The organism is Streptomyces sp. NBC_01549 (genome assembly GCF_026339955.1).
Taxonomy (GTDB): Bacteria; Actinomycetota; Actinomycetes; order Streptomycetales; family Streptomycetaceae; genus Streptomyces.
Genome location: NZ_JAPEPW010000001.1, coordinates 6,412,397 through 6,432,731 on the forward strand (window position 1 = coordinate 6,412,397; position 20,335 = coordinate 6,432,731).

A 20,335-nucleotide genomic window follows, 5' to 3' on the forward strand; every position below is an offset into this window, starting at 1 on the left:
GCCCCGGTGGGGCGAAGATCACAGCGGTGATCTCTGCTGGGTCCCGGCCGTCCTGAGTACCGTGAGCGGGTGCCCAGCAACAAGAACGTGTTCTCATCATGGTGGCGCCGTCTCGCGCAGCGCGCCGTCCACGCGGGCTGGGCCTGGGTGCAGCGCACGGGTTCGGTGACCGCCGAGCGCCCGGGGCGGCTGCGCTTCGGTGCGATGGGAACGGGTACCAGACTGGCCTTCCCGCTCGGAACCGTCTTCGGTGAACCGTGGATCCACCTCGGCGCCCACTGCATCGTCGGCGAGCAGGTCACCCTCACCGCCGGTCTGATGCCCGACCTCGACCTCGGCTCCGACCCGATCCTGCGCATCGGCGACGGTGTCGTGCTCGGCCGCGGCAGCCACGTCATCGCCGACACGACGGTCACGATTGGCAGCGACTGCTACTTCGGGCCGTATGCGTACGTGACGTCCACGAACCACTCGTACGACGATCCGCACGTGCCCATCGGCAAGCAGTGGCCCCGGATGGAGCCGGTGGAGATCGGACCCGGTTGCTGGATCGGCACCGGGGCGGTGATCCTGCCGGGAGCGCGGATCGGGCGGAACGTCGTGGTGGCGGCCGGTGCGGTGGTACGCGGCGCGGTGCCGGACCACGCGGTCGTCGCGGGCGCGCCCGCGCGGGTCGTACGGCGCTGGGACGTGGTCGACGGGTGGCAGCCTCCGCTGCGGACGCCCGCGCCGGTACCGATTCCCGACGGGGTGACACCGGAACAACTGCTCGCGCTGTCGGAGCTGGACGAGGAGTCGGCGGCGCGGCTGGCGGAGCTTGACGCCGAGTCTTCCTGAGCGTCGCTGAGCCGAGTCTTCCTGAGGGGCGTCGATCAGCCGGTGGCCAGCAGTACCGTGCCGACCAGGGCCAGGCCCGCGCCCGCCGCCTGGATCGCGCGCAGCCGTTCGCTGAGGAAGCCGCGTGCGGCCAGGGCGGTGACCACCGGATAGAGCGAGGCGAGGACGGCGGCCACCGTGACCGGGCCGTGCTGGGCGGCGACGGAGTACGTGCCGTTCGCGGCGACGTCGGCGAGGCCGACGAAGGCGAGCGCGGGCAGGGAGCGCCAGGGGAAGCCGCCCTTGGGGAGGGCGACGGCGCCGCGCCGCACGGCGACGAAGAGTGCCGCGCCTCCCGTGACGACGTTGGTCACGCGCTGCACGAACAGCGCGAGGAACAGCCCGGTCACCGACGAGGAAGCCTGCGCGATCAGCACGAACACCGTGCCGAAGCCCAGCGCGGCGATCAGCGTGAGCAGCACCGCCTGTCGCTGCACGGCGGCGCCCCTCAGCTGGGGCCCGCCGACGAGGACGACGCCCACGACGGCGACCGCGATGCCCGCCATCTGGGTCAGTCCGGGGTGTTCGCCGAGGAAGAGTCCCACGGTGATGGGGACGGCCACGGCCAGCGAGCCGAGTGGGGAGACGACGCCCATCGGGCCCAGGGCGAGCGCCTTGTAGAAGGAGAGCAGCGCGACCGGTCCCACGAGTCCCGCGGCGAACGCGAACCACAGCTGAGGTCCCGCCGCGCTCCAGCCGCCGGTCGCCACCACGATCGCGCCCAGTACCGCCGCCGCGATCGACTGCGAGGCGACGACCACGGTGAGTGCGGGCGTACGTCGGGTCAGCAGCCCTCCGCCGAAGTCGGCCAGGCCCCACAGGAGGCTGGTGGCCAGGGCGAAGAGCACTGTCATGGGTCGCCTCGCAGTACAGTTCGGTGAACGATCGGGTGCACCACAGCATAGTTCATTCTGTTGAACTCTGTCATTTAGAATATTGGACGCGGATTATTGGACGGAATGTGTCGGATCTCGACCTGCTGACCCAGTCCCTGGCGCGCAACGTCAAGCGCTGGCGCACCGAGCGCGGCTTCACCTTGGACACGCTCGCGGGCCGCGCCGGAGTCAGCCGCGGCATGCTCATCCAGATCGAGCAGGCCAGGACCAACCCCAGCATCGGTACCGTCGTGAAGATCGGTGACGCGCTCGGTGTCAGCATCACGACCCTCCTCGACTACGAGCAGGGGCCCAAAGTCCGGATCGTCCCGGCCGAGCAGGCCGTACGGCTGTGGCACACGGACGCCGGCAGTTACAACCGCCTCCTCGCGGGCACCGAGGCGCCGGGACCGCTGGAGATGTGGGACTGGCGGCTGATGCCCGGCGACGGCAGCCCCTCGGACCCGCACCCCACGGGGACGGTCGAACTCGTCCATGTCATGGCGGGCGAACTCACCCTCACCGTCGACGGGACCGAGTACCGCGTCCTCGAGGGCGCGAGTGCGTCCTTCGAGGCCGACACCCCCCATACGTACGGCAACAAGGGCGATGTGCCGGTGGAGATGGTCATGGCGGTGTCGGTCCCGCCCGTGCACTGAGACACCCGACCGGGCGGACCGGAGCGGCTGTTAGCGTGCCGTCATGCGCGCTCCCATCGGACACTTCGACCACGCCACGGCCGCCCCCGACTGCCTCGACGAGCTCACCCGCCCGGTCGCGGACGGCGTACGCCACTGGCGTGGGACCGTCCCCGCCGACCAGATCGTGTACGTGGACACGGACCCGGAGTGGGCCGACACCGCGACCTTCGTCGAGCACTACGGCAAGGAACTGCTGGAGCAGTCGGCCAACTGCGTGGTCGTCGCGGGCAGGCGCGGCGGCCAGACCACGCTCGCCGCCTGCGTGGTCCTCTCCACCACCCGCGTCGACGTCAACGGCGCCGTCCGCCGCCAACTCGGCGCCCGCAAGGCCTCGTTCGCCCCGATGGAGACCGCGACCGGCGAGAGCGGCATGGAGTACGGCGGCATCACCCCGATCGGACTGCCGGGCGACTGGCCGGTGCTGGTGGACTCGGCGGTCGTGGAGCTGCCGTACGTCCTGGTGGGCAGTGGCCGGCGGCGCGGAAAGCTTCTGGTGCCGGGGAAGGCGTTCGCCGAGCTGCCGAACGTGGTGGTGCTGGAGGGGCTGGGGCTCGCCTGACCGGTTGCACGACGACGTGATGCCCCGGCGCCGGATGCGGGGTTACGCGACCATGTGATGCGCCAGTGCGAGGTGCGGGTCCGTCTCGCCGGGCGCGGGCGCCGGATCGGCGTGCACGAGGGCCGCGGTGAGCTTCGGTACGGCGTGCAGCAGGGCGTGTTCGGCCTCGACGACGATGCGGTGCGCCTGCCGCACGCGCGCCTCGCCGTCCACCACGATCGCCACCTCGGCGCGCAGCCGGTGCCCGATCCATCGCAGCCGCAGCTCACCCACATCGCGCACGCCGGGGACCGCCCGCAGAGCCCGCTCGGCCGAGTCGACCAACTCCGGGTCCACGGCGTCCATCACGCGCCGGAACACCTCGCGGGCGGCGTCGCGCAGCACCAGCAGGATCGCGGCCGTGATGGCCAGCCCCACCAGCGGGTCGGCGAGTTGCCACCCCAGTGCCGCGCCGCCCGCCCCCACCAGCACCGCCAGTGAGGTGAATCCGTCCGTGCGGGCATGGAGGCCGTCCGCCACGAGCGCGGCCGAGCCGATCTCACGCCCGACACGGATCCGGTGGCGGGCGACCCATTCGTTGCCGAGGAAGCCGATCAGCGCGGCCGCCGCGACGACCGGGATGTGGTGCAGGGGGCGCGGGTCGATCAGCCGCGCGACCGCGGTCCAGGCCGCGAAGGCGCCGGACGCGGCGATCGTCAGCACGATCGCGATGCCCGCGAGGTCCTCCGCCCGGCCGTAGCCGTAGGTGAAGCGGCGCGTCGCCGCGCGCCGGCCCAGGACGAAGGCGATGCCGAGGGGGACGGCCGTGAGCGCGTCGGCGGCATTGTGCACCGTGTCGCCGAGCAGCGCGACCGACCCGGAGATCACGACCACGGCCGCCTGTGCCACGGCGGTCGCGCCGAGGACGACGAGGGACACCCACAGGGCGCGCATACCGCGGGCCGACGACTCCAGCGCGGAGTCGAGTTTGTCGCCGGTCTCGTGGGAGTGGGGGGTGAGGAGGTGGCGGAGACGGGGGAGCGGGCCGGAAGGAGTGTCGTGGGTGTGAGTGTGGGGGTGCGAGTGGGGCTGGGGGTGGGTGTGGGGCTGCGGGTGGTCGCGTGCCGGGCGACCGTGCTCTTGGCCCTGGCCCTGGCCCTGCCCGTGCTCATGGCTGTGGCTGTGGCCGTACGCGTCGTGCCGGTCGCTCACGGGGGTCCCCTTCCGTTGCGCGGGAGTGGACGTGCCGGCGTCCACGAGGCCATTATGTGCGTATGAGCGCACGCATGCACCTATCACCTGCGCATGATGCGCATCCGCGTACCCCGGGCGAGGAACAGTTCGCGCTCGCCGCCGAACTCCTCGCCCTCCTGGGCGACCGCACCCGCCTCGCCCTCCTGCACGCCCTGACCGGGGGAGAAGCCGATGTCACGACGCTCACCGAGGCGTGCGGTGCCGCCCGCCCCGCCGTCAGTCAGCATCTGGCCAGGCTGCGTCTCGCCGGTCTGGTGAACACCCGTAAGGAGGGCCGCCGGGTGATCTACTCACTCGGCGACGGCCATCTGCGCCGGGTGGTCGACGAGGCGTTGAACCTGGCTGACCACCGCCTCACCGACCGCCCGCCGCACGACTGAGGGAAACCCCCGGCGCTCAGTGGCCGGTGTCGTCCTCGCCCGCCTCCAGCAGGTTCGCCGCCGCGCCCACGATGCTCGGGTCAGGGCTGCCGACGACCTCGTCGTCCTTGTCCGCGTAGGCGAAGCGGGCCAGGACGCTGCGCATCGCCTCGACGCGCGCCCGCTTCTTGTCGTTGCTCTTCACCACGGTCCAGGGGGCCTGTTCGGTGTCCGTCTCGCGGAACATGGTGACCTTGGCGGCGGTGTAGTCCTCCCAGCGGTCCAAGGAGGCCAGGTCCATGGGGCTGAGCTTCCACTGCCGTACGGGGTCGACCTGGCGGATCGTGAAGCGGGTGCGCTGCTCGCCCTGCGACACCGAGAACCAGAACTTGATCAGGTCCACTCCGTCGTCGACGAGCATCCGCTCGAAGGCGGGCGCCTGCCGCATGAAGCGCCGGTACTCGTCGTCCATGCAGAAGCCCATCACCCGCTCGACGCCGGCCCGGTTGTACCAGGACCGGTCGAACATCACGATCTCGCCCGCGGTCGGCAGATGCTCCACGTACCGCTGGAAGTACCACTGTCCGCGCTCGCGCTCGGTCGGCTTCTCCAGTGCCACCACCCGGGCGCCGCGCGGATTGAGGTGCTCGGTGAAGCGCTTGATCGTGCCGCCCTTGCCGGCCGCGTCGCGCCCTTCGAAGACGATGACGAGACGCCGGCCGGTCGCCTTGATCCAACTCTGCAGCTTCAGCAGTTCTATCTGCTGCAGGCGCTTGTGCCACTCGTACTCCTTGCGCTCCATGCGCTCGTGGTACGGGTAGTTCTCACGCCAGGTCTCCACCGGACTGCCGTCCGGCCGAATCAGTACCGGGTCGTCGTGGTCGCTGTAATCGACGGTCAGACCCGTCAGCAATGGCGTCATCGCGGCCTCCCCGGCTTCACTCAGTGGAACTGCGGCACGATCCGGTAAATTCCGTACGCGACGAAGGCCGCGCAGGCCAGGAAGCACAGTCCGGCCTGTGCGACGCCGAGAGCGTGGGTGCCGTCGGCGTCGCTCACCGTGGTGACGTCGCCGAGTGCGGTCCACTCCATGGGGTGATGGTGAGGGTGCGGGGACCGGACCCAGACGCGGTTCGCTCGGGGACTGGTCGGCGTGCGGTGGCTGAAACTCGTCCTGTGTGCGGAACTCGCCCTGTGTGTGGAACTCGTCCTATGTGCGGCCGCAGTCCGGGCACAGGCCCCGGTAGGTCACCTCGACGTCGGAAACGGTGAAGCCGAACCGCTCGGAGGCGGGCAGATCGGACAGCGGGTCGCCGCTCGGGTGGACGTCCCGGATGGCGCCGCAGACCGAGCACACCAGGTGCTGGTGGGGGCGGTGGGCGTTCGGATCGTAGCGCTTGGCGCGGCCGTCGGTGGCCACCTCGATCACCTCGCCGAGCGAAACGAGCTCGCCGAGGGTGTTGTAGACGGTCGCGCGCGAGATCTCCGGCAGTCGGGCGGTGGCGCGCGCGAGTACCTCGTCCGCGGTGAGGTGCACATGCTCGCCGTCGAGTACCTCGGCGACCACCCGGCGCTGGGCGGTCATCCGCCAGCCCCGTCCGCGAAGTCGTTCGAGCAGGTTACTCATGCTCACCAGCCTAACCATGCATCGTCTGACGAATGAATCCGTACGGGTCTGGTTCTCGTATTGACTTGGATTGAGTCCATCGTAGGATCGGTTCCGGCGGCAGCCAAGGGACAGGACAACAGCAGGGAAAAGCACGTGACGGTTCAGGAGACGGGTGGAGCTCGCCCACTTCAGCCGCGAGCGCATCCCCGAGCGCAGCGTCCACGCGAGGCGCATCGTCCGTACGAGTGGCGCCGGTGCCCCGCGCACGGGGCCCTCCGCGCACCCATCGCGGTGCGCCGTGTACGCCGTGCCGAACCCGGCAGCCCGACCCGGTTCGAGCGACGCGTCGGCGACTGCCGCCCCTACGTCATGTGCCGGTCGTACGGTGTCGTCGACGACGTCCCCAGGGGCCTGTGCCCCGGCTGTTTCGACTGTTCCGCCCGACCGCTTCACCGCCCGCAGTTCCTGAGCACAGTGATCCGCCCCGTCCGGAAGGATTCCCATGTCCGAGAACCATGATGCAATCGTCACCGATGCGAAATCGGAGGGCGCAGGTGGCTGCCCCGTCGCGCACGGACGCGCCGCGCACCCGACCCAGGGCGGCGGAAACCGTCAGTGGTGGCCGGAGCGGCTCAACCTGAAGATCCTCGCCAAGAACCCCGCCGTGGCGAACCCCCTCGGTGAGGAGTTCGACTACGCCGAGGCCTTCAAGACCCTCGACCTCGCGGCCGTGAAGCAGGACATCGCCGAGGTGCTGACCACCTCGCAGGACTGGTGGCCCGCCGACTTCGGCAACTACGGCCCCTTCATGATCCGTATGGCGTGGCACAGCGCGGGCACCTACCGCATCAGCGACGGCCGCGGCGGCGCCGGTGCCGGGCAGCAGCGTTTCGCCCCCCTGAACAGCTGGCCGGACAACGGCAACCTGGACAAGGCCCGCCGCCTGCTGTGGCCGGTCAAGAAGAAGTACGGCCAGAGCCTCTCCTGGGCCGACCTCATGATCCTCACCGGCAACGTCGCCCTGGAGCAGATGGGCTTCGACACCTTCGGCTTCGCCGGCGGCCGTGCGGACGTCTGGGAGTCCGAGGAGGACGTGTACTGGGGTCCCGAGACCACCTGGCTCGACGACCAGCGCTACACGGGCGACCGCGAGCTGGAGAACCCGCTCGGCGCGGTCCAGATGGGCCTCATCTACGTCAACCCCGAGGGCCCCAACGGCAACCCGGACCCGATCGCCGCGGCCCGCGACATCCGCGAGACCTTCCGCCGCATGGCGATGAACGACGAGGAGACGGTCGCCCTGATCGCGGGCGGTCACACCTTCGGCAAGACCCACGGCGCGGGCCCGGCGGACGCCGTGGGCGCCGACCCCGAGGCCGCCCCGATCGAGGCGCAGGGCCTGGGCTGGAAGAGCACGTACGGCACGGGCAAGGGCGGCGACGCGATCACGTCCGGCCTCGAGGTCACCTGGACCAGCACGCCGACCCAGTGGGGCAACGGCTTCTTCGACAACCTCTTCCGCTACGAGTGGGAGCTGACGCAGAGCCCGGCGGGCGCCAACCAGTGGGTGGCGAAGGACGCCGAGGAGACCATCCCCGACGCGCACGACCCGTCGAAGAAGCGCCTGCCCACGATGCTCACGACGGACCTGTCGCTGCGCTTCGACCCGATCTACGAGCCGATCTCCCGCCGCTTCCACGAGAACCCCGCGGAGTTCGCGGACGCCTTCGCCCGCGCCTGGTACAAGCTGACCCACCGTGACATGGGCCCGAAGTCCCTCTACCTCGGCCCCGAGGTCCCGGAGGAGACCCTGCTGTGGCAGGACCCGCTGCCGGAGGCGCAGGGCGCGCCCATCGACGCCGAGGACGTCACCGCCCTCAAGGCGAAGATCCTCGACTCGGACCTGACCGTCTCGCAGCTGGTCTCCGCCGCGTGGGCGTCGGCCTCGACGTTCCGCGGCAGCGACAAGCGCGGCGGCGCCAACGGCGCCCGTATCCGCCTGGAGCCGCAGCGCGGCTGGGAGGCCAACGACCCCGACCAGCTCGCGGCGGTGCTGCGCACGCTGGAGGGCATCCAGCGGGACTTCAACGCCGGTGCCAAGAAGGTCTCCCTCGCCGACCTGATCGTCCTCGGCGGCAGCGCCGCGGTCGAGAAGGCCGCCAAGGACGCCGGTCACGACGTCGAGGTGCCCTTCACCCCGGGCCGTGTCGACGCGACGGACGAGCACACCGACGCGGAGTCCTTCGCCGCGCTGGAGCCGACCGCCGACGGATTCCGCAACTACCTCGGCAAGGGCAACCGGCTGCCGGCCGAGTACCTGCTGCTGGACCGGGCGAACCTGCTGACCCTGAGCGCCCCCGAGCTGACGGTCCTCGTCGGCGGCCTGCGCGTCCTGGGCGCCAACCACCAGCAGTCCTCGCACGGTGTCCTCACCACGAACCCCGGAACGCTGACCAACGACTTCTACGTCAACCTGCTCGACCTGGGCACGACGTGGACGGCGACCTCCGAGGACGCGACCACCTTCGAGGCCCGCGACGACGCCACGGGCGAGATCAAGTGGACCGGCACCCGCGCCGACCTCGTCTTCGGCTCCAACTCCGAGCTGCGCGCGCTCGCCGAGGTCTACGCGAGCGACGACGCGAAGGAGAAGTTCGTCAAGGACTTCATCGCCGCGTGGGACAAGGTCATGAACCTCGACCGGTTCGACCTCGTCTGACCAGTACGACCCTGACGTCCAGGTCGGCCCGCACCGGCCGACCTGGACGTCCTCGGCCCGGGGACCCCCCCGAGGCGTGCGCAAAAACGCTTGCCCCGAGGGTGTCGGCGTCATGAGGATGACGGAATGCCGATCCTCTCCGCCCCCGACGGGACCGAACTCGCCTACCACGTCACGGGCCAGGGCGAGCCGCTGCTCTGTCTGCCCGGTGGTCCCATGCGTGCCTCCGCCTACCTCGGCGATCTCGGCGGGCTGTCGCGACACCGTCGGCTGTTCCTGCTGGATCTGCGGGGGACCGGCGACTCCGCCGTCCCGGCCGACCCGGCGACGTACCGCTGCGACGGGCAGGTGGACGACGTCGAGGCCTTCCGGGCGCACCTCGGGCTGGAGCGAGTGGATCTCCTCGCCCACTCGGCTGCGGGCGACCTCGCGCTCCTCTACGCGGCCCGGCATCCCGACCGCGTCCGCACCCTCACACTCGTCACCGCTCGCGCCCGCGCCCTCGGCGTCGACTTCACCGAGGAGCACCGCCGGGAGGCGGCGGCGCGGCGCAAGGCCGAGCCGTGGTTCGAGGAAGCGTACGACGCCTACGAACGGATCTGGGCGGGCTCGACGGCCGATGCCGACTGGGACGCTGTCGCCCCGTTCTTCTACGGCCGTTGGGACGCGACCGCACAGGCGCACGCCGGGACCGAGGCGGAACAGACCAACGAGGAGGCCGCGGACCTGTACGCGTCCGCCGGCGCCTTCGAACCAGCCGTGGCCCGCGCCGTCGTCGCCGAGCTGGACGCACGGGTCCTGCTGCTCGCGGGCGAACTCGACAGCGGCCCACTGCCGCGGGTGGCCGCCGCCGTCGCGGAGCTGTTCCCCGACGCGGAACTGACCGTTCAGCCGGGGGCCGGCCACCACCCGTGGCTCGACGACCCCGGGCGCTTCACGGCCACCGTGACGGCCTTCCTCGACCGGGCGCGGTGACCGCTGCGCACCACCGGGTTCAGGCCAGCCGCAGGTCGACCCACTCGGCCGTCTCGCCCGGCAGCACATACCGCTCGATCTCGACGAACCCGCGCCGCACGGCGAACCGCAGCCCGTCCTCGTTGGACGCCAGTACGACCGTCTCGATCATCTCCGCGCCCAGCGCCCGAGCCCGCTCCAGCCCGCGCTCGTAGAGCTCCTCGCCGAACCCCTGCCGACGGTGTTCGGGCAGTACCCGGGCGATCACCGTCGCCGTCGAGCCGCCGTCCTTCGGCGGACGTACGGTCGAGCAGCCCACCAGGACGTCGCCGAGGTACACGACCTCCAAGTGGTTGCGCCCGGCACGCTCACGGACCTCGTCGAGCGACAGGGCGGCGGGAGGCACGATGACATTGTGGACGTACCGCCAGTCCTTGAGACCGGCCTCGTCGTCCGACTGCTGGAAACGGAGAGTGGACACCGGAGCAGCAAACCCATCCCCACCACGGGCCGTCAACCGGGTTTGCCGCGAACCGGCTTGGCGCGCGAACGTCGGTCAGCCGAGGCGGGGGATCTCGATGGCGGGGCAGCGGTCCATGACCATGTCGAGTCCGGCGGCGCGGGTACGGTCGTACGCGCCCTCGTCGATGACGCCGAGCTGGAACCAGACGGCCTTGGCGCCGACGGTGGCGGCTTCGTCGGCGACGGGCCCCGCGAGGTCGCTGTTGACGAAGACGTCGACGACATCGACGTCGAACGGGATCGCGTCGAGCGAGGGGTAGCCCTTCTCGCCGTGGACGGTCTCGGCCTTCGGGTGCACGGGGACGATCCGCTTGCCGTAGCGCTGAAGGACGTAGGCGACTCCGTACGCCGCGCGCCGCTCGTTGGACGAGAGGCCGACGATCGCCCAGGTGTCGCCGAGTTCGGTGAGGATCTTGCGGATCGTTGCCGGGTCGCCGTACACGGTCGGCCTCCTGGGTCTGGTGTCAAGGACTGTCGTGGACTGCCGTGGGCCGCAGCGGCCCGTCTGCTCGCTCAGCCGGACAACAGCATGAGGCACACGCTGATTCCCCGTGGCGTGGGGGGGCCGTGTCAAGGGACCCGAGCGCCACCCTCATCGACACCGCCGACGTGTACGGTCCCCACACCAACGAGGACCTGGTCGGCCCGAGCTGTCACTGTGGACGCGCTTCCCGGGCCGGAACCTCGTCAACGCCCTGAGGGCACCCCGTACGAGGCGCCACCCGAGGGCCTTCGTACGGGGCGTCGCCGTGAGGGACGAGCGGCGGGGTGCCCACCGGGGGCATGCTGCCCCTCGTAGGCTGCCCCACCCCCGAGGCCCCAAGGAAGACCATGACCACCATCGCCATCATCGGAGCCGGACCCGGCCTCGGAGTCGCCGTCGCACGGCGGTTCGGCCGCGAGGGGTTCGACGTCGCCCTCATCACACGCAGCGCGGACCGGGCGCGGGCGCTCGCCGCGGATCTGGCCGGCGAGGGCCTGACAGCACGCGGTTTCGCGGCCGACGTACGCGACCCGAAGGCCCTCGAAGCGGCGCTGGACGCGGCGACCGCGACCCTGGGGCCCATCGAGGTCATGCAGTACAGCCCGGTCCCGCAGCGGGAGTTCATGCGCCCCGTCCTGGAGACCACCCCCGCCGATCTCGTGGGCCCGATCGAGTTCTCGGTGTACGGCCCCGTCGCCGCCGTGCACCAGGTACTGCCCGGCATGCGCGCCCTCGGCCGCGGCACCATCCTCTTCGTCAACGGCGGTACCGCCGCCGTACCCCACCCCGACCGGGCCGGCACCTCCCTCGCCTTCGCCGCGGAGAGCGCCTACGGACACCTCCTGCACGGCGTGCTCGCCGACGAGGGCATCCACGTCGCGCAACTCGTCATCCCCGGCGCGATCAGCCCCGGACACCCCAGGAAGGACCCCGCCGCGCTGGCGGAGTCCCTCTGGAACATCCACCGGGACCGGCACGGCTACCGGCACTTCGCCGACGACCTCGACTCCTGACCCGCGGAGTCCGAACAGGCCCGTATTGCTTGACTCATGCAAGTGGACGTTAAGCTCGTCCCATGCCCACACCACCGCCCCCAGCGGCCGATCCCTCGTTGACGGACGTGGCCGAGATCGAGCGTGCGCTCACCCGCATCTCGTATCTGACCAGCAGGGTTCGTCAGCATGAGCGTCTCATGGCGCTGGCCGGGCTTCCTCTGGACCGAGCCGCCGTGGCGCTGCTGCGGCAGGTCGCCGACTCCGGCTCGCTGCGCCCCAGCGAGCTGGCGAACCTGCTGTCCGTCGAGGCGTCCCATGTGACCCGGCAGGTGCAGCAGCTGGAGAAGGCCGGACATCTGACCAGAGTCCCGGACCCGAACGACCGCCGGGCCCAGCGCATCGAGCTCACGCCGACCGGCCGGGACGCGGTCGACCGCGTACGTGAGGCGAGCTGCCGAGGCATGACGGTGGCGTTGGCGGACTGGTCACCGGAGGAGCTGCGGCAGCTCGCCACGCTGTGCCATCGGCTCGCCGACGACTTCTACGAGCACGCCGAGGACGAGATCGACCTGCTGCCCGAGGGCTCTCCCAAGGCCTGACGCCGGGGGGTTCGTCTCGGGGCGGACGTTCCTCGCCAGCCCTGCGGGGCCCCGTGGCGCTACCGGTTCCTGGGCAGCCTGAGGTGGCGCTCCGCGATGATCTCCCGGAGGATCTCGCTCGTCCCACCGTAGATGGTGCCGACCACCGCCGCCCGGAAGCCTTCCTCGAACCTGCCGCCCGCGGGGGCGCCGGCCGCCTCGGGGGCCAGTACGCCCTCGGCGCCCAGGATGTCGAGGATGTCGCCGGAGTGGCGCTGCGCGGCCTCCGTGGCGAACAGCTTCCACATCGAGCCCTCGACGCCGGGGAGTTCGCCCTTCTGGGCGCGCCAGCGGTTGCGGAGGGCGAGCAGGCGTGTGACCTCCTCGTCGACCGCCATCCGGCTCGCCCGCGACGGCGCGTGCGGTGAGGGGCTCCAGACGGGGGTCCCGCTCGTCGGGCAGCGACGCGATGAGGTCGTTCGCCACCGCCGCCTCGATCAGGGGTACGGGAGCGAGGGACTGCCCGAGGCACTCCGCAGCGACGGCCAGTTCCACGAAACCCGCGCCGCCACCACCGAGGTGCTCGGGTACGGCGATCGCGGCGAGCCCCAGGTCGACGACCTTCCGCCACAGCGCACCGTCGAACCCGAGTGGCTCCGCCGCGCGCACGGCCGCGGTGGACGACTCCTTCTCGAAGAACGTGCGCAACGTGTCCCGAAGCGCCGTCTGGTCGTCCGTGAAGTCCAGGTCCACGAGTCGCGCCCCCTAGTGAGTGGCATAAGTCACATTCTCTAATTCTGGCATACGGCATTCTCGCTCACGGCGGGCCGCTGTGGCCAGAGGGCCGACGCGCGGGCCGAGCGCGCTCACTCCCGGGGCTGCGGGACCTGTACGAGCCCGCACCGATAGGCGATGACGACCAGTTGGGCCCGGTCCCGGGCGTGGAGTTTGGTCATGGCGCGGTGCACATGGGTGCGGACGGTCAGCGGACTGACGACGAGTTCCTCGGCGATCTCGTCGTTGGACTTGCCCTCGGCCGCCAGCGCGGTCACCTCCCGCTCGCGGGCGGTGAGAGCGGCCAGCTGTCCGGGAAGCGCCGACTGGGCCCTGGGCGCGGGGGAGGCGAGGAAGTGGGTGACCAGGGTGTGCGTGGCCCGGGGAGAGAGGAGCGCTTCGCCCGCGGCCACGGTGCGGATGCCGGCCAGGAGTTCGTCCGCGGTGACGTCCTTGCCGAGGAAGCCGCTGGCTCCGGCGCGCAGGGAACGGGCCACGTCCTCGTCGGTCTCGAACGTGGTGAGGATGAGGACGCGGGTGGTGGAGAGGTCGGGGTCCGCGCGGATGGTGGCGGTGGCGGTGAGGCCGTCGGCGCCCGGCATACGGATGTCCATGAGGACGACGTCGGGGTGGTGGGCGCGGGCGAGCGAGACCGCCGCCCGGCCGTCGGAGGCCTCGTCGACCACTTCCATGTCGGCGCAGGAGTCGATCAGGATGCGGAACGTCGCCCGCAGCAGGGCTTGGTCGTCGGCGAGCAGGACACGGATGGTCATGGGGGTGAGGTCCTCTTCCGGGCCGGAGGAGCGTGCGGAGGGGAGATCTCCGAGGTCGACGGGCTGTTGTCCGCTGGGATCAACCCTTCCGTCCCCCGCCCCCGCTCACGAGAGAGCGCCCTCCCGGACCCTTGGTGCAGCGGGCTACACCACTGGGGTGGAACCATCACTCCGTTGTGCGGGGGTGACAGCCGGGGAAGGGCGCACGGGATACGGCCCCCTGCCGTCCTCGCCCTCCCACCGGCACCGCGCCCACGTGCGGATTCTCCCGCCGTGAAGGGAACCCGCCTGTCCGGAATGGGCCCACTTCCCTGCGCCGGGACGCCCGCCCGCCTACGCTCGCCCCGTGCTGCGTATCACCGACGCCCGAACGGGCGAGCCCACTGATGCCGTCCCTGCCCGCCGGAGCCTGACCCGCCTCGAGGCCCACGTGGAGCGGGACGATCTGTCCGCCCTACGGGTGCTGCTGGTCGCCGACGTGCTCGCCAGGACCCTGGAACTCGGTGGGACCCCCGTCGTCACGGTGGCCGACCCGCCCGCGGAACTCCGGGCGCGCGCCGACGCGCTCGGCATCCGCCGGGCCGAGGGCGACCGGAGCGGTGCGGGCCCGGCCCTGCATGTGCTCGCGCCCGACGCCACAGCGGGGGAGGGCATCCGGGTCGAGGTCGCCCCGGTCAGCGGCGAGGCCGACCTGTCGCTGCTGCGGATGGTCCTGCTCGCGGCCCCCCGCCGGCAGCCCGTCGACCTCGCCACCGCCGACCTCGACGGCGCCCGCGAGACGCTCGCGCGCTGGCGCGAGTCCGTCGCCACTTGGGCCACCCGGCCGTCCAAGCCCGTCCCCGAGCGCGTACGACAGGAACTGCGCGCCGCATGGGAGGACGACCTCGACGTACCCGCCGTACTGGAGGTGCTGCGGCGCCTCGAGCACGCGGACGACGTGCCGGACGGCGCCCGCTTCGAGACGTACGCCTACGCGGACCGTCTCCTCGGGCTCGAACTCACCCGTGACATCGGGGCGCAGCGGTGACCGGGCGCGCCGGAACCGGTCCGCTGCGCCGACTCGTCGTCCTGCGGCACGCCAAGTCCGCGTGGCCGATCGGCGTCGCCGACCACGAGCGCCCCCTCGCCCCGCGCGGCCGCCGCGACGCCCCCGCCGCCGGGCGCGCCCTCGCCGAGTCCGACTGTCTGCCGGACCTCGCCCTGTGCTCCACCGCGGTACGCGCCCGCCAGACCTGGGAGTTGGCGGCGCGGCAGTGGGGCACCCCGCCACCCGTACGGTTCGACCGGCGGCTGTACGGCGCCGAGGTACCGGAGTTGCTGGCGGCCCTGCACGAAGTCCCCGACCACATCGGGACGTTGCTGCTGATCGGGCACAACCCCGGCTTGGAGGAACTCGTGCTCGAACTGGCCGGGGACAGCCTCGACGACGCGCTGGACGACGTACGGACGAAGTTCCCGACCTCCGCGACAGCGGTCCTCGCCTGGCACGGGGACTCCTGGGACGCGCTCGCCCCGGGCACGGCGCTGCTGACGGGCATGACCCTGCCACGGGGCAAGAAGAAGGACTGACGGGGCGGGAGGGAAGGAAGAGGGACCGACGGGCCGGAGGAACGGCTAGCCGACGTGGATCCGGGGCCTGCGCTCGGGATCCGGCTCGGCTCGCCGGAGCACCTCGCGGGTGACCGGGGCGACCTCGCCGTCGCCGAAGACGAGGAAGCGGATCAGGTGGCCGACGGGGTTGCCCTCGGTCCAGTTGAAGTAGGCGTGCGGGACCTGACCGGTGTGGTCGCGCAGCCGCATCATGACGGCCGCGATGGTGTTGGGCACCGTCGCGCCCTCGACGCGCAGCCTGCGCACGCCGTACTTCTCTTCGCCGTGCACGGCGAGGTCGGCGGTGAAGTCCGAGGAGTCCGTGACGAACACCTCCAGGAACAGCACGGGACGGCCGTCCGGGATGTGCGTCTGCTCGCGCTGGCTGTACTCCTTTGCGCGGTACTCCCGGGTGCTGTGCTCGTGCGGCTCGTTGGCGATCAGCCGCAGCGGGCCGCTCGCCGCGGCCTCGTCGATGAAACGGGCCGCGGTCTCGTCGAACGTGACCTCGGCGGCGCGCAGTTCGAAGGCGCGGCGCACCCGGGAGGCGAACGAGGTGATCAGGATCGCCAGGATGAAGATCAGCGCGATCTTGATGCCGTCGGGGCGTTCGATGCCGTTGGCGACCAGGGTGTAGCCGGAGACCGCGGTGATCGCGCCGAAGCCGATCACGGCGACGCGGTGGCCCCGCTGGTGGACGGCGACCGCCGAGGCGAAGGCCGCGGAGAACATCAGGACCAGGACGCCGGTCGCGTACGCGCCGCTCTGGGCGTCGACGTTCGCGTGGAACCACAGCGTGATGAGGACGGCGGCCGCCATGAAGACCAGCACGAGGGGGCGGACGGCGCGGGTCCACTCGGGCGCCATGCCGTAGCGCGGCAGATAGCGCGGGACGAGGTTGAGGAGGCCGGCGAGCGCGGAGGCGCCCGCGAACCAGAGGATCGCGATGGTCGAGATGTCGTAGACCGTGCCGAAGGCCTCGCCCAGGTGCTGGTGGGCCAGGTAGGCGAGGGCACGGCCGTTCGCCGAGCCGCCGCTCTTGAACTCGTCCTGTGGGATCAGGATCGTCGTCGCCAGGCTGGACAGCAGCAGGAAGCCGCTCATGATCACGGCGGCCGCGGTGAGCAGCCTGCGGGTCTCGCGGATCCGGCCCGTCGGCTTCTCGTACGTGTCCGTCGGGTCGCCCTCGACCTGCGGCATCAACGCCACACCCGTCTCGAAGCCGGACATGCCCAGCGCCAGTTTCGGGAACACGAGGAGCGCCACGCCGATCATCCCGAGCGGCGAGGAGTGTGCGGCCGTCAACGCGTCCGTCCAGTTGCCGATCTTGACCGGGTGGCTGAGCACCTGCCAGGCCGAGACGGTCAGGACCACGACGTTGAGGGTGAGGTAGGTGGCCACGAGCACCACCGCGATGCCCATCGCCTCCTTGAAGCCCTTCAGGAAGACGGCGCCCAGCGCGGCTATGAGGAGGAGGGTGATCCAGGTGTTCCCGCCGTGCATCCAGTGCGGAGAGAAAGGATTCTCCACGACGTGTGCGGAGGCGTCCGCTCCGGACAGAGTGATCGTGATCAGGAAGTCGGTGGCCGCGAAGCCGAGCAGCACCAGGACGAAGATCTTCCCGGCCCACCAGGGCAGCAGCCGCTCCAGCATCGCGATCGAACCCTCGCCGTGCGGGCTCTCCTTGGCGACGCGACGGTAGACCGGCAGGGCACCGAAGAGGGTGAGCGCGATCAGGACGAGCGTCGCGAGCGGGGAGAGCAGTCCGGCGGCGAGCGCCGCGATGCCCGGCTGGTAGCCGAGCGTGGAGAAGTAGTCGACGCCGGTGAGGCACATCACCCGCCACCATTTGTGGCCCTGGTGCTCGGCGTCCGGGGTGGCGTGCGGGCCGGGGTGCTTGGCCGACTGCTCGCTGAGCCCCTCCAGAAGCCACGCGCGCCAGCGCGGCGCGGCTGCCGAGGGCTCGCGTTCGAGAGGCTCGGCGGAGTCCGAAGTGTCCACCTGGGTGCCGGTCATGCTGCGATCTCCCTGCGATCGGTCGGGCCGGCGATCCGGCTTCGGGCAACGAGGAGCGAGTATCCACCACCTTGCCCCGCGCACCGGAGCCGCCCCCGGACGTCCGGGGGTCGGCGACCGGGGTCGGCCGCCAGTCGACCTGGGCTGTCGTGCTCTCGCCGGGGCGATGGCGTGAGGCTCGGGGCGCCTCGACCGGGGCGCTCGCGTGCCCGGCCGGGGCGTGGTGCGTCCGCCGGAGGCGACCACCGGCGGACCCGGCGGCGCGGTCGGGCGCGGTACGCGGCGGGGCCGAAGGCGTGGAGGTCGGCCCGCCGCGGCCGTGGCCGGGGCCGGGCTTCCGGCGATCCCGGGCCGCCGGGTGCGCGGCCGCCGGGTCCGCCGCGTGCTGCCACCGCTGCGCGGCGAGCCGCGCTCCCTCGCCGGACCGACGAGACCACCGGCGGACCCGGCCCGCGCCGCGCGGGCCGGGTCCGCCGTGACGTACCCGCGCGGGAAGCGCATACGCTGGCGTGATGCAGGACGAGTACCGCACAGTGGCCCGCGCGGGTGTGCACGAGACCGAGGTCAACCGCTCCCGCTTCCTGTGCGCCCTCGCCCCGGCGGCCACCGAGCGGGAGGCCCAGGAGTTCATCGCGGGCGTCCGCAAGGAGCACGCCGACGCCACGCACAACTGCTACGCGTACGTCATCGGAGCCGACGCCGCCGTCCAGAAGGCGAGCGACGACGGCGAACCCGGCGGCACCGCGGGCGTGCCCATGCTCCAGATGCTGCTGCGCCGCGACATGCGGTACGTCGTCGCTGTCGTCACCCGTTACTACGGCGGGGTCAAGCTCGGCGCGGGCGGACTGATCAGGGCGTACGGCGGCTCGGTCGGCGAGGCGCTGGACGCCCTCGGCACCCTCACGCGCAAACGCTTCCGGCTGGCCACGGTCACGGTCGACCACCAGCGTGCCGGCAAGATACAGAACGACCTGCGATCCACCGGGCGCGAGGTCCGTGACGTCCGGTACGGCGAGGCCGTCACGATCGAGATCGGGCTGCCGGACACCGAGGTGGGGGCCTTCCGCGCCTGGCTCGCCGACGCCACCGCCGGGACGGCCGGGTTCGAACTCGGCGGAGAGGCGTACGGGGACGCTTAGGGCCGGCAAGGGCCCCGTGAGCGGTTACGGCTTGAGCGCCTCCAGCATCAGGGGGTTTCGACATGGACCTCCAGGTCGATGATCCTGCCGCCGCGGACGCGCCAGATGTGCACCTCCCGGGCATCGAACGGCTTGCCCACGGCTCCGCCACCCCCATGGCCCGGAGTGCGCCGTCATCCAAATCAATAAGGGTAAATCAATAAGGATATAGAGGGATATATCGCATCGGATGCCGTCGGCGGAACGCGATCCGTGAGAGATCAGGGGCGGACAGGCGTTAGCGTGGTCGGTGCTGACAGGGAGGCCCGTGCTGGTGGGTGCTGGTTTCAGGGCGTAGTAAGGGGAAACATGCGGGTCGGAGTGGCGCCTTGAGGATTCTGCACACGTCCGACTGGCATCTCGGCCGGGCTTTCCACCGGGTCAACATGCTCGATGCCCAGGCCGGGTTCATCGGTCACCTCGTCGCCACCGCGCGTGAGCGCGACGTGGACGCCGTGGTCGTCTCCGGAGACGTCTACGACCGGGCGGTGCCGCCGCTGGCCGCCGTCGAGCTCTTCGACGACGCGCTGCACCGGCTCGCCGACCTCGGGGCGCCCACGGTGATGATCTCCGGAAACCACGACTCGGCGCGTCGGCTCGGCGTCGGCGCCGGGCTCATCGGCCGTGCGGGCATCCACCTGCGGACCGAGCCCTCCGCGTGCGGCACGCCGGTGATCCTCGCCGACGACCACGGCGACGTGGCCTTCTACGGCCTGCCCTATCTCGAACCGGCCCTGGTCAAGGCCGAGTTCGGTGTCGAGAAGGCGGGGCACGAAGCCGTCCTCGCCGCCGCCATGGACCGGGTCCGCGCCGACCTCGCCACGCGCGGGCGGGGCACCCGTTCGGTGGTCCTCGCCCACGCCTTCGTCACCGGCGGGGCGGCCAGTGACAGCGAGCGGGACATCACCGTCGGCGGGGTCGCCGCCGTACCCGCCGGGGTCTTCGACGGCGTCGACTACGCCGCACTGGGCCATCTGCACGGCAGCCAGACCATCACCGAGCGCGTGCGTTACTCCGGCTCCCCGCTGCCCTACTCCTTCTCGGAGGTCGACCACCACAAGAGCATGTGGCTGGTGGACCTGGGGCCGGAGGGCTTCGTGGGCGCGGAGCGGGTGGACTGTCCCGTTCCCCGCAAGCTCGCCCGCGTCCGGGGTCACCTGGAAGACCTGCTCGCCGATCCGCTGCTGACGCGCCACGAGGAGGCGTGGGTCGAGGCGACCCTCACCGACCCGGTGCGCCCCGCCGAGCCCATGGCCCGGCTGACCGAGCGCTTCCCGCACACGCTCAGCCTCGTCTTCGACCCGGAGCGGGCACCCGAGGACCCGGACGTCTCCTACGCCCGGCGGCTCGCCGGCCGCAGCGAGCAGGAGATCGCGGAGGACTTCGTGGCCCATGTGCGCGGCGCGGGCCCCGACGCCGACGAGCGGGCCGTGCTGAGGGGCGCGTTCGACGCCGTCCGCGCCGACGAGGCCGTCCGGGAGGTCGCCCGGTGACACCACGCACACGGGACGCGCAGGACAGGCAGGACATGCGAGGCGTG

At 71.5% G+C, this 20,335-nt stretch carries 22 protein-coding genes and 1 pseudogene; 12 read left to right on the top strand and 11 right to left on the bottom strand.

The genetic code is table 11. From position 1 onward, the window contains the following. Positions 1–36 precede the first annotated feature (36 nt). Positions 37–837, top strand: coding sequence for an acyltransferase (locus OG819_RS28665; RefSeq protein ID WP_266634149.1), 801 nt, complete (start codon positions 37–39; stop codon positions 835–837). A 35-nt stretch (positions 838–872) separates the two neighbouring features. Here the strand turns inward: OG819_RS28665 and OG819_RS28670 are convergent, their stop codons facing one another. Then, a complete protein-coding gene (locus OG819_RS28670; RefSeq protein ID WP_266651503.1) occupies positions 873–1,730 on the bottom strand; it encodes a DMT family transporter in 858 nt (285 codons plus the stop codon). Positions 1,731–1,837: 107 nt separating this feature from the next. Between OG819_RS28670 and OG819_RS28675 the strand changes: the two genes are divergently transcribed. Both OG819_RS28675 and OG819_RS28680 read left to right on the top strand, forming a co-directional pair. Then, positions 1,838–2,410: an XRE family transcriptional regulator gene (locus tag OG819_RS28675; RefSeq protein ID WP_266651504.1), complete on the top strand. Its 573-nt coding sequence runs from the start codon at positions 1,838–1,840 to the stop codon at positions 2,408–2,410. A gap of 43 nt (positions 2,411–2,453) precedes the next feature. Continuing rightward, positions 2,454–3,011, top strand: coding sequence for a YbaK/EbsC family protein (locus OG819_RS28680; RefSeq protein WP_266622874.1), 558 nt, complete (start codon positions 2,454–2,456; stop codon positions 3,009–3,011). 42 nt (positions 3,012–3,053) lie between these two features. Here OG819_RS28680 and OG819_RS28685 read toward each other — a convergent pair whose 3' ends face one another. Then, positions 3,054–4,202: a cation diffusion facilitator family transporter gene (locus tag OG819_RS28685; protein WP_266651505.1), complete on the bottom strand. Its 1,149-nt coding sequence runs from the start codon at positions 4,200–4,202 to the stop codon at positions 3,054–3,056. Between the two features lie 62 nt (positions 4,203–4,264). Here OG819_RS28685 and OG819_RS28690 point away from each other — a divergent pair, with 62 nt between their 5' ends. Beyond that, complete coding sequence (locus OG819_RS28690; RefSeq protein WP_266416836.1) at positions 4,265–4,624, top strand: metalloregulator ArsR/SmtB family transcription factor; 360 nt, start codon at positions 4,265–4,267, stop codon at positions 4,622–4,624. Positions 4,625–4,640: 16 nt separating this feature from the next. Here the strand turns inward: OG819_RS28690 and ppk2 are convergent, their stop codons facing one another. The 3 genes from ppk2 to OG819_RS28705 form a co-directional block, all read right to left on the bottom strand. Continuing rightward, positions 4,641–5,525 carry a polyphosphate kinase 2 gene (ppk2, locus tag OG819_RS28695; RefSeq protein WP_266651506.1) on the bottom strand — a complete coding sequence of 295 codons (885 nt, stop codon included), beginning with the start codon at positions 5,523–5,525 and terminating at the stop codon, positions 4,641–4,643. 20 nt (positions 5,526–5,545) lie between these two features. After that, positions 5,546–5,695: a hypothetical protein gene (locus OG819_RS28700; RefSeq protein ID WP_266652956.1), complete on the bottom strand. Its 150-nt coding sequence runs from the start codon at positions 5,693–5,695 to the stop codon at positions 5,546–5,548. A gap of 118 nt (positions 5,696–5,813) precedes the next feature. Beyond that, positions 5,814–6,230 carry a Fur family transcriptional regulator gene (locus OG819_RS28705; RefSeq protein ID WP_266651507.1) on the bottom strand — a complete coding sequence of 139 codons (417 nt, stop codon included), beginning with the start codon at positions 6,228–6,230 and terminating at the stop codon, positions 5,814–5,816. Between the two features lie 484 nt (positions 6,231–6,714). On the opposite strand from OG819_RS28705, the gene katG reads away from it, so the two are divergent. Beyond that, the gene (gene katG / locus OG819_RS28710) at positions 6,715–8,931 is read left to right on the top strand and encodes a catalase/peroxidase HPI (protein WP_266651508.1); all 2,217 of its coding nucleotides are present in this window, start codon (positions 6,715–6,717) and stop codon (positions 8,929–8,931) included. Positions 8,932–9,057: 126 nt separating this feature from the next. Beyond that, positions 9,058–9,906 (top strand): alpha/beta fold hydrolase, encoded by an 849-nt coding sequence (locus tag OG819_RS28715; protein ID WP_266622866.1) that lies wholly within the window; start codon positions 9,058–9,060, stop codon positions 9,904–9,906. Positions 9,907–9,925: 19 nt separating this feature from the next. Here OG819_RS28715 and OG819_RS28720 read toward each other — a convergent pair whose 3' ends face one another. Together OG819_RS28720 and OG819_RS28725 are read right to left on the bottom strand one after the other, a co-directional pair. Next, positions 9,926–10,366, bottom strand: a complete 441-nt coding sequence (locus tag OG819_RS28720) for a GNAT family N-acetyltransferase (RefSeq protein WP_266622864.1) — start codon at positions 10,364–10,366, stop codon at positions 9,926–9,928. Between the two features lie 75 nt (positions 10,367–10,441). Continuing rightward, entirely contained in the window at positions 10,442–10,849 is a 408-nt protein-coding gene (locus tag OG819_RS28725; protein ID WP_266651509.1) for a CoA-binding protein, read from the bottom strand. Positions 10,850–11,238: 389 nt separating this feature from the next. Between OG819_RS28725 and OG819_RS28730 the strand changes: the two genes are divergently transcribed. Then, a complete protein-coding gene (locus OG819_RS28730) occupies positions 11,239–11,904 on the top strand; it encodes an SDR family NAD(P)-dependent oxidoreductase (protein ID WP_266622862.1) in 666 nt (221 codons plus the stop codon). 62 nt (positions 11,905–11,966) lie between these two features. After that, positions 11,967–12,485, top strand: a complete 519-nt coding sequence (locus OG819_RS28735; RefSeq protein WP_266651510.1) for a MarR family transcriptional regulator — start codon at positions 11,967–11,969, stop codon at positions 12,483–12,485. A gap of 59 nt (positions 12,486–12,544) precedes the next feature. On the opposite strand, the gene OG819_RS28740 is transcribed toward OG819_RS28735, so the two are convergent. From OG819_RS28740 to OG819_RS28750, 3 genes and pseudogenes are all read right to left on the bottom strand, one after another. Beyond that, positions 12,545–12,862 (bottom strand): acyl-CoA dehydrogenase family protein, encoded by a 318-nt coding sequence (locus OG819_RS28740; RefSeq protein WP_266651511.1) that lies wholly within the window; start codon positions 12,860–12,862, stop codon positions 12,545–12,547. Between the two features lie 130 nt (positions 12,863–12,992). Then, positions 12,993–13,217 (bottom strand): annotated as a pseudogene (locus OG819_RS59135) (acyl-CoA dehydrogenase family protein); the annotation flags it as partial. A gap of 113 nt (positions 13,218–13,330) precedes the next feature. Then, positions 13,331–14,011: a response regulator transcription factor gene (locus OG819_RS28750; RefSeq protein ID WP_266651513.1), complete on the bottom strand. Its 681-nt coding sequence runs from the start codon at positions 14,009–14,011 to the stop codon at positions 13,331–13,333. A 346-nt stretch (positions 14,012–14,357) separates the two neighbouring features. On the opposite strand from OG819_RS28750, the gene OG819_RS28755 reads away from it, so the two are divergent. Together OG819_RS28755 and OG819_RS28760 are read left to right on the top strand one after the other, a co-directional pair. After that, positions 14,358–15,038, top strand: a complete 681-nt coding sequence (locus tag OG819_RS28755) for a hypothetical protein (protein WP_266580801.1) — start codon at positions 14,358–14,360, stop codon at positions 15,036–15,038. Then, complete coding sequence (locus OG819_RS28760; protein WP_266651514.1) at positions 15,035–15,580, top strand: histidine phosphatase family protein; 546 nt, start codon at positions 15,035–15,037, stop codon at positions 15,578–15,580. The genes OG819_RS28755 and OG819_RS28760 overlap by 4 nt, the downstream gene beginning before the upstream one ends. Before the next feature lie 45 nt (positions 15,581–15,625). On the opposite strand, the gene OG819_RS28765 is transcribed toward OG819_RS28760, so the two are convergent. Then, on the bottom strand, positions 15,626–17,617 hold the full coding sequence (locus OG819_RS28765) for an amino acid transporter (RefSeq protein WP_266651515.1): 1,992 nt from the start codon (positions 17,615–17,617) through the stop codon (positions 15,626–15,628). A 512-nt stretch (positions 17,618–18,129) separates the two neighbouring features. Here OG819_RS28765 and OG819_RS28770 point away from each other — a divergent pair. Continuing rightward, positions 18,130–18,756, top strand: a complete 627-nt coding sequence (locus OG819_RS28770; RefSeq protein ID WP_266416863.1) for a YigZ family protein — start codon at positions 18,130–18,132, stop codon at positions 18,754–18,756. A gap of 368 nt (positions 18,757–19,124) precedes the next feature. Next, entirely contained in the window at positions 19,125–20,288 is a 1,164-nt protein-coding gene (locus OG819_RS28775; protein WP_266651516.1) for an exonuclease SbcCD subunit D, read from the top strand. Positions 20,289–20,335: the final 47 nt, after the last annotated feature.